This window comes from Bradyrhizobium sp. 190 (assembly GCF_023073415.1).
Classification (GTDB): Bacteria; Pseudomonadota; Alphaproteobacteria; order Rhizobiales; family Xanthobacteraceae; genus Bradyrhizobium.
Window position 1 is genome coordinate 1080603 of sequence record NZ_JADPJL010000008.1, and the last position, 7805, is coordinate 1088407.

The following is a 7805-nucleotide window of genomic DNA, read 5'->3' on the forward strand; positions in this document are numbered from 1 at the left end:
AGCGGCTGCCATGTTGCTTCTAGTCGGAAGGCGACCATCTGATGCACCGTCGCAGAGATTTGGCTATGCGCAGCACGCAGGAAATTCCTACGAACGACCCGCATTGCGACGCGCCGAGCCCTGGATATCACCCGAGTGATCCGGAGAGCGCGAGCCGAAATCACCATGTGAGAAGTCGAGCTTGGCCAGCGCTTCACCCGGGTTACGATACATGCCGCCCTTTCCGTAGTCGTCGGGCGGCTTCGGGCCGCAATAGTCCTTCGGCAGGCCGTCGCCGTTCTTGGCGTCCTTCCAGCCACCATCGTGCTTGGCGTACTCGCCCTTGCCGTCTTTCGAGTAGTCGATCTTACCGGCCTGCTTCAAATAGTCGCCTTTACGGCCGTCATCGGAGCATTCGTCGTGGCCCTGGGCGAGCTTGGTCGATTTCGCATCTTCGGCGGCAAACCCGGTGTGACCAGCATCGCGCGCAGGCGCCGCTGCTGGTGTGCCGCCTGAAACTCCGACCTGAAAGGGCTGGGCCGCCCTGGAAAGACGGATGATCATATCCGCTCCGTGGGAGATTTCGGGTCGGTGTGCTATGCTCACACGAGTCATATTTAGATGCTGGAGATTGGCATTGATTTCTTTTTCCTTGTCCGTGTCCAGATGTGCTGTGCCCTCGTCCAGAAACAGGATCTTTGGTCGGCGATAGAGCGCGCGCGCAAGCAGTACTCGCTGTTTCTGCCCGCCGGATAATGAGCTTCCCATGTCACCGATGAGGCTGTTGTAGCTCATCGGCATTGCCATGATATCGTCGTGGATGCCGGCAATCTGCGCACACTCGATCATCCATTGCCGATCGAAGGTCGTCTCAAAAAAGCAGATGTTGTCGGCAATGGATCCTGACAGCAATTGATCCTCCTGCATGACCGCGCCAATGTGTTCGCGATAAGCGCGCGGTCCGATCTGGCCCAATGGAAGGCCGTCGATCAGGACCTCCCCGCTCGTTGGCTCGAGCAGCCCAAGCATAATCTTGACTAGAGTTGTCTTGCCGCAGCCGGAAGGTCCCATGATCGTCACGAATTGTCCCGGAGCAATGCACAGATTGACGTTGTTAAGAATCAGAGGCTCTGCTTCTGCATAACGGAAGCACACGTTGCGCACCTCGATCGAGCCGCGGATCGGTCGCACATACGACAGATCCTGGTCGTGTCCCCGCTCTAGGGGGGTGAGCGCAATGTCGGCGAGGCGCTCCAAGTGCAGTCCGAGAATCCGCAGGTCCACCAGCTTCTCGATTAGCAGCGCTGTCCGTTCGGCGAACTGCAGCTTGTAGCTGACGAACGCGAATATCATGCCAACAGTGATAAGGTTGTCCAGTGCGAGGCGAGCGGCGAGGTAGATTGTGATTACGTTCTCCAGGCCGTATATCGTGTCGTTGATGGCTTTGAAGCTGATCCTCGCCCGGCCTAGCCGCACGTTGGCATTTACGTACTCGGCATAGCGGTTCAGCCACTGGCTCTCCCGCTCGTTCTCTCGGTTGAGCAGCTTCAGGCTCTGCACCGCCCGCACGGTTTCGATGAAGTTGGAGTCTTCCTGTGCCTTGCTGTGAATGGCCGCTTCGCTCCGTTGTCGGAATATCCTGAAGAGAGCTAGTCGCAAAGCGGCGTACAGCGCGAACGCGAGCAGGACAACGAATCCGAGCTGGACGCTGTATGCGAACATCAACGCCAGCATCAACACCGACATGAGACCGTCGATCAAGCCCGTGATCAGTCCCTCCGCGAGCATGTTGCGGATGGGCTCGATCGAGCCGAAGCGCGACAGGATGTCGCCGATGTGCCGCTTTTCGAAAAATGAGAGGGGCAAACGCACCAGATGGTGAAACAGCCGGGCGCCGATCTGAAAGCTGAGCGTGTTCTGCAGAAGAAGAACAATGAACGAGCGGACCGCGGTCGACGCGACTTTGATCAGGACGAGTAGCGCGAAGCCAAGCCCGAGTACGAGCAGAAGATCGACATCGCCTCTGGCGATGACCTCGTCTACCGTGAGCTGCATGTAGAAAGGAGCGGCGAGGATAAGGATCTCGATGACCACCGAGAGAACCAATATTTGCGCTAAGACATGGGAGTTTCCCCTCATTCCGCTCCAGAATGCTGAGAACGGTAATCGCACTCTCTGGTCTGTGCAGCAGAACCCTTCACTGGGTGAGAGTTCAAGTACGACTCCAGTGAGATGTCTCGATGCCTCGGTGATGGGAAACCATTTCTCACCGGCGGCGGGATCGTGAACCACGATCCCGTGTTTCTTGCACGCCTTCAGGACAACGAAATGATCCATGTCCCAGTGCAGGATAGCCGGGAGACGCAGTTGGCTCAGATGGTCAACCTCGATTCGCAGCGGCCGGCATGCCAGGCCCAGGTGAGCCGCTATCTCCATGAGGTCGCGGAGAGTGACACCCTTCAGCGAGACTGCGTACCGCCGCCGCAGGCTATTCATGTCAGTTCGACGGCCATGATAGAACGCTACCATGGCAAGGCATGCCAGCCCGCATTCCGCTGCCTCTGTCTGCCTGATGACCGGGAGGAACCCGCGTCCGCTGAAATTCAACAGTCCCTGCATGAAGCTACATCCTTGCGCTCAGCATCGGGTCAAGCAGCCACTGCATCAGCGAGCGCTGCTCAAGGATCACGTCGGCCTTGAGCAGCATGCCTGGCTGAAGCGACATCTTGCGCCCATAGGCATCGATGTCGGGCCGTTCGGGAAGCACAGTCACGCGGTACGCCGGCTCTTTGAGAGTGATCGGCCCAGTAGCATCATTGCCGGTCAGGATCGTGTGAGAGACTTTTGCCACGGTGCCGCGGTAGGTGCCGAATTTCTGATAGGGAAATGCATCGTAAAGTATCCTGACTTGCTGGCCGGCGCGCACGAATCCGGACGCGCGCGTCGGGAAGAACAGCTCCGCCTGCAAGGTCGAATCAAGTGGGATGATTTCGAGCTGCATATGCTTCGGATCAGCGACCTTCCCGACGGTCGCCTGCAGCGTGGACACGCGTCCACTCGTCGGCGCCTTGATAACGTAGGCCCGCCGTCCGTCCACCTCGGCGGTGCGTTGTTCGATCCAGGAGAGATCGCCACGCAGTACGCGAGTCCGTTCTGCGGCAACGGTCGGAAGTTGCTCGAGCGTATGCCGAGCATCAGTCAATTGGGTGCGTCGTACAGTGATCTGCTGATCGAGCGACGCCAAGTTCTGCGCTTGTTCGAGCGCCGCCTGCTCGCGGCGCTTCAATTCGACGGCAGGCAACGCTCCCTTCGCGATTAGCGTGGCACCGGTCGATACAAAACTTTCGGAAAGCTTCAGCCGTTCGTTCTGGATGTTGCGCTGGTCCTCGAGTTGGGCAATCTCCCCCTCGATTCCCTTGGCTGTAGAAGCGAGGCGCTCGTGTTCCGAGGCGGTACGGCGCTCTTCCGCAGCGATCTGTCGCTCGATCACCTCGCGTTGCCGCGCCAGCGCTGCGAGAACGGCGGCATTGACGTCATCGCCGTTGGCGCTGATTTGGGAAGTGACTATGGTCAGGAGCGGGTCGCCCTCGGCAACCTCCTGACCCTCCTTGACGTGGAGTTCATTGATGAAACCCTGTTGCGGCACCAGAATTTTGGCCGTTCCGAGGGTCGGAGTTAGATAGCCGGTGACGGTTTCCTTGCGCGCGTATTGAGCGATGGAGATAAAAACCAAAATGAATGCAACAAGGCCCGCAAGAGTCCAGCTGAGGATCATGCTCGATATCGGCTGCAGCGATACGACCTCGCCCCAGCTGTGGCGTTGATGCAGAAAGTCAATTGCTTCCTGGCGAAATAGAGCTGGCCGTGTCGCCATGAACGCACCTTGGTTACGTTTCGTTGGTTACGTTTCGTTCGTCAATTTACGCCGCTCTCCGCCTGATATCCTCCGCTGCGGCACGGATGGGTACCGCACAATGCGATGGAGAACCGCTCCTCGTATGGGGAAAGCGGGTTCCTCCCCCCGCATCGGGCCGAAAGAAACTGACCTGCGTCGGCAGCGCGGCAGAGTTGGAGTCTCATTGTGGCTCACTCCGCTCGTCCCTGGGCGGTGCACCGCCCAGGGTACGAGCAGATTGGGTGGCTACGTTTTTTGGACGGCTACGTTTCCAAAACCAACCTGAACCGCGACGTTGTTATCGTTGAGGAAGCCGATGCCGATGAGGCCGCCGATGCCGCCATTGTTCGTGTTTCCTCCTCTGCAGCAGCCTGAGCCAGCCGCAACCAGATCGAGTTCCTGATCAGACAGCTCGATAGGGTGAGTAAACTTTTCCATCTTCTCCATGTTGGTCTCCTTTCGATGTGAGTGGCGGGATATGGCCGTAACTGCTGCCACGTTATAGCTAGTCGCACGACGCCGATCTGGATGCACTTCGCACAAACTTTTTCTGTGCGGCATCGCTAGGCGCTCGCTTCTTATCTATTTCTATGCCATCCGCGGAGGCAGCTAACGTTCTCGTCGACTCCACGCTGCAGGTCGAGATCTTCCATTGACAGGTTCGGCACCAAGCGCGCTCGCATGCGCAGGTGCCAACCTTTCGCCCGCACGCTGCATGGCGTGAGTATGATATAGAGGGGATCTGCGGGCACGCGCAGAAGGGTAAAAGATTGCATTAGAGAATGATTTACAGACAGGAAGCGCCTTGCCGCTGCGAACGGCTCACCGCATCGTGGGCCAGCGCTATATCGCAGATGATGTACCCCCAGGCGCATTGAGGTCGGGCATGAAGCGCACAGCTTCGACTCCCGCCGCTAGGTCGGCGGGGCTAGAGTCACAGCGCCGTTGCAATCGCGCGGTAACAGGGCGTTGCTCTTGCCCACTTGCTTCCTCTCCGCAGATGATGATCGTACCGTCGTCGCTCCGTTCGTCGATGGTGTCTTCGTGCAAGAGGGGAGGTGGGCTGCCAACGGAGTTGTTTCTGCTTGTTACTCTCGTTCGGTGTTGATGGCGCTGAGCCCTCCACCTCTAGTCGGAATCCGCCAATCTGGATGCAACGTCGCGCAAATATCGCGGATGAGGAATAACGCTTGCCATTCAGAATGCCGCTTGATCTCGAAGAGATCGCATCAAGATCACTGCAATTCGCGTTTTAGAATCCGTCAACTAGATCGTCGATCGGTACTAAGATGCCGAAACCCCGCCAAGGCAGAACCACGTGCATTGCGTGCAACGAATAAGGCAGGTCACCGCGGATTGCGCGGCGAGAGAATGTGACGTTCCGGTCTGATGAGGACGTCACGCCTTTGTGATGGGGCAGATCGAAACAATTTTTAATGAATGAAGTAGAGCCCTGACTTGAGTTTAATCACCCGTTCATTGTGCACTCGGAAAAGTGCAAGTCATCAGTATTGCCTTGCACGGAATAGGGGTTGCGTACCGTGCCCCACCAACGCGCGTGCTTCACCTATGAAGCTTCTTTCTCCGGCGCAGTGCAGGCTGACACATATCGTGATTGCGAAACGGCTTTCAATTATGAAGCGGCGCTAATCGAGTGCGCCGCCGGGTCGCAGTTTGCCGTCGGGGAGATCTATGCCCGGGAGAAGGACAAGTTACGCGCGGTGGCGCACCGGATTGTCCACGACAGGTCGCGCGCGGAGGACGTCATTCACGATGCATTCGCGCAGATTCTCCGATGCGCCAAAGACTTCGATCCTGCACGCGGATCCGCGCGGGGCTGGATCTACGCGATCGTCCGCCACACAGCACTCAGGATGCAGAAGAATGCTAGGCGGGAACTCGCGCTCGAGGACTACACGCTGAACGCCATCTGCGAACGTGAACGGACGGCACCGAACCCCGCGTCGGGCATCCCGGACAGCATGACGTTACGGACGATGCTCGATCAACTCGAGCCAAAGCGCCGCGCGAGCCTGCTTCTGGCGATCATCGATGGGCGCACGCATGAGGAAATCGCCCAATACCTCCGGGTTCCGGTCGGAACGGTCAAGGCCTGGATCCGGAGAGAGCTGGTGGCCATGCGCCGGCAGCTCGAATGAGGCGTGTAATTTGTTTTGCGCGCTGCATCCATCGTGGCGCGTCGGCGACAGTAGGGTGAGGGCGCCGTGACCCGGACAAGGCATGGCCCGTCGCAAACCCGAAGCTAGGAGCGAAACCATGTCTATCCTGAGCTGGGTCACGAGCATTTTTGGACTGGCAAGGATTCCGGGAATCGGCGTCCCACGCGAGGAATGCGACTCAACCACGCTCGACGACCGCGGCAACGGCGAGAACTCCAAGTGGAATGACGATCACAGGGGTCGCGAGGACTACTCCAAGCAAGATGGTGGCTGGAAGGACGCCAAGAACGACGCCTGGCAGGCGCAGAACGACTATTCCGACGCCAAGCCATCCGACGACTACGGCAAGGGCGACACCTATCGAAGCCCAGGTGAAGCGCTTGCCAAGCTAGACTTCTCACATGGTGATTTCGGCTCGCATGGTCCGGATCATTCGGGTGACATGCAGGTCGCGCTCGCTTCGATGTCGTCCGACGACGCGCTCGAATACGCCATCGGCCAGATGGGCCCTGCGGATCACTTCGACGTAGGGCATTTCGATGTGGCGGCGGACGCGTCGCACGACACGGGCTCCTGATGCTCCGAATACGCGAGAGTAGTTTCTGATTCGAACGAGAAAAAGGGCGGCAGTCATGATCGAAGTGGAAAAACGCGAACTGTTCGAACAAGAGCGGAAAATCTTCGAAGCTGCGGTGCAGCGTGCGGACAAGCGATCGGGCTCTTTCAATTTCTTGACTTGGTCGTTCTTCATTGCCCCGCTGACTGCCTGCGACGAGTTTCTTGTGGGCATTTTCAAATCCGCGGCGGCCGAGCAGGAGGTCGTCAAAACGGCTCAGGCAGGCGCCGCGCCGCAGGAGGCGAATGACCATCTGCCGGCGATTGATCCTTCGAAAACGGGCGCAGAGGATGAGACGGCCAAAAGGCCCGTCGCGTCGTCGGAGGCGCGTGCGACCCAGTTCGATCCGACCGGGCTTTTGGCGCAGCCGCATGACGATGCGCTCAAGCCGAGCGCCGCCCGCAGCGAAGCTGTCGCCGCCGAGGGGACGGCGATGATGCCGAGCCCCGCCATGATGATGCCGAACCCCGCCATTTTAACGCTCACACCTCACTCGAAGATAGTTCCGTCAACCCGCTATCAGCGGATTCCCACCCCGGAGGCACTCAAATGCAGGGTGGGTCAAAGCGCGAATCCGCTCAGTCCAACGTGCTACTCTTTCAGCCCGTCGATGATCGGCTTCGTTCCCCTGCTTGGAGCTGTCGGCGGTCTCAGCAATGACGTGGTGGGTGGGATCATGCCGGTTGAGGCGCAGCCGGTGCTGGCGACGGAGACCAACACCAACACCGTAAGCACGCTGACCCATGACGTCGGCGCCACGATCGCGCCGGTCGCGGCGGCGGTGCAGCCGATGCTGGCGACGGTGACCGACAGCGTGGGCACGCTGAGCCATGACGTGGATGGCACGGTTGCGCCGGTCGAAGCGGCGGCGCAGCCGGTGCTGGCGACGGTGGCCGATAGTGCGGCGACGCTGACCGATGACGTCGGCGCCACGATCGCGCCGGTCGCGGCGGCGGCGCAGCCGGTGCTGGCGACGGTGGCCGATAGTGCGGCGACGCTGACCGATGACGTCGGCGCCACGATCGCGCCGGTCGCGGCGGCGGCGCAGCCGGTGCTGGCGACGGTGACCGACAGCGCGGCGACGCTGACCGATGACGTCGGCGCCACGATCGCGCCGGTCGCGGCGGCGGCGCAG

Annotated in this window: 5 protein-coding genes and 1 pseudogene; 3 read left to right on the forward strand and 3 right to left on the reverse strand. The window is 59.6% G+C overall.

Features of this window, described 5'->3' with window-relative positions:
• Positions 1-87 precede the first annotated feature (87 nt).
• From IVB22_RS09010 to IVB22_RS09020, 3 genes are all read right to left on the reverse strand, one after another.
• Positions 88-2598, reverse strand: coding sequence for a peptidase domain-containing ABC transporter (locus IVB22_RS09010; protein WP_247516931.1), 2511 nt, complete (start codon positions 2596-2598; stop codon positions 88-90).
• A gap of 4 nt (positions 2599-2602) precedes the next feature.
• Positions 2603-3853 (reverse strand): HlyD family efflux transporter periplasmic adaptor subunit, encoded by a 1251-nt coding sequence (locus tag IVB22_RS09015; RefSeq protein ID WP_247516932.1) that lies wholly within the window; start codon positions 3851-3853, stop codon positions 2603-2605.
• A gap of 267 nt (positions 3854-4120) precedes the next feature.
• The gene (locus IVB22_RS09020) at positions 4121-4321 is read right to left on the reverse strand and encodes a hypothetical protein (RefSeq protein ID WP_202639106.1); all 201 of its coding nucleotides are present in this window, start codon (positions 4319-4321) and stop codon (positions 4121-4123) included.
• A 1094-nt stretch (positions 4322-5415) separates the two neighbouring features.
• Here IVB22_RS09020 and IVB22_RS09025 point away from each other — a divergent pair.
• The 3 genes and pseudogenes from IVB22_RS09025 to IVB22_RS09035 form a co-directional block, all read left to right on the forward strand.
• Positions 5416-6033 carry a sigma-70 family RNA polymerase sigma factor gene (locus IVB22_RS09025; protein WP_247516988.1) on the forward strand — a complete coding sequence of 206 codons (618 nt, stop codon included), beginning with the start codon at positions 5416-5418 and terminating at the stop codon, positions 6031-6033.
• Between the two features lie 118 nt (positions 6034-6151).
• Positions 6152-6631, forward strand: a complete 480-nt coding sequence (locus IVB22_RS09030; RefSeq protein ID WP_247516933.1) for a hypothetical protein — start codon at positions 6152-6154, stop codon at positions 6629-6631.
• 55 nt (positions 6632-6686) lie between these two features.
• Positions 6687-7805, forward strand: a pseudogene (locus tag IVB22_RS09035) (hypothetical protein); the annotation flags it as partial.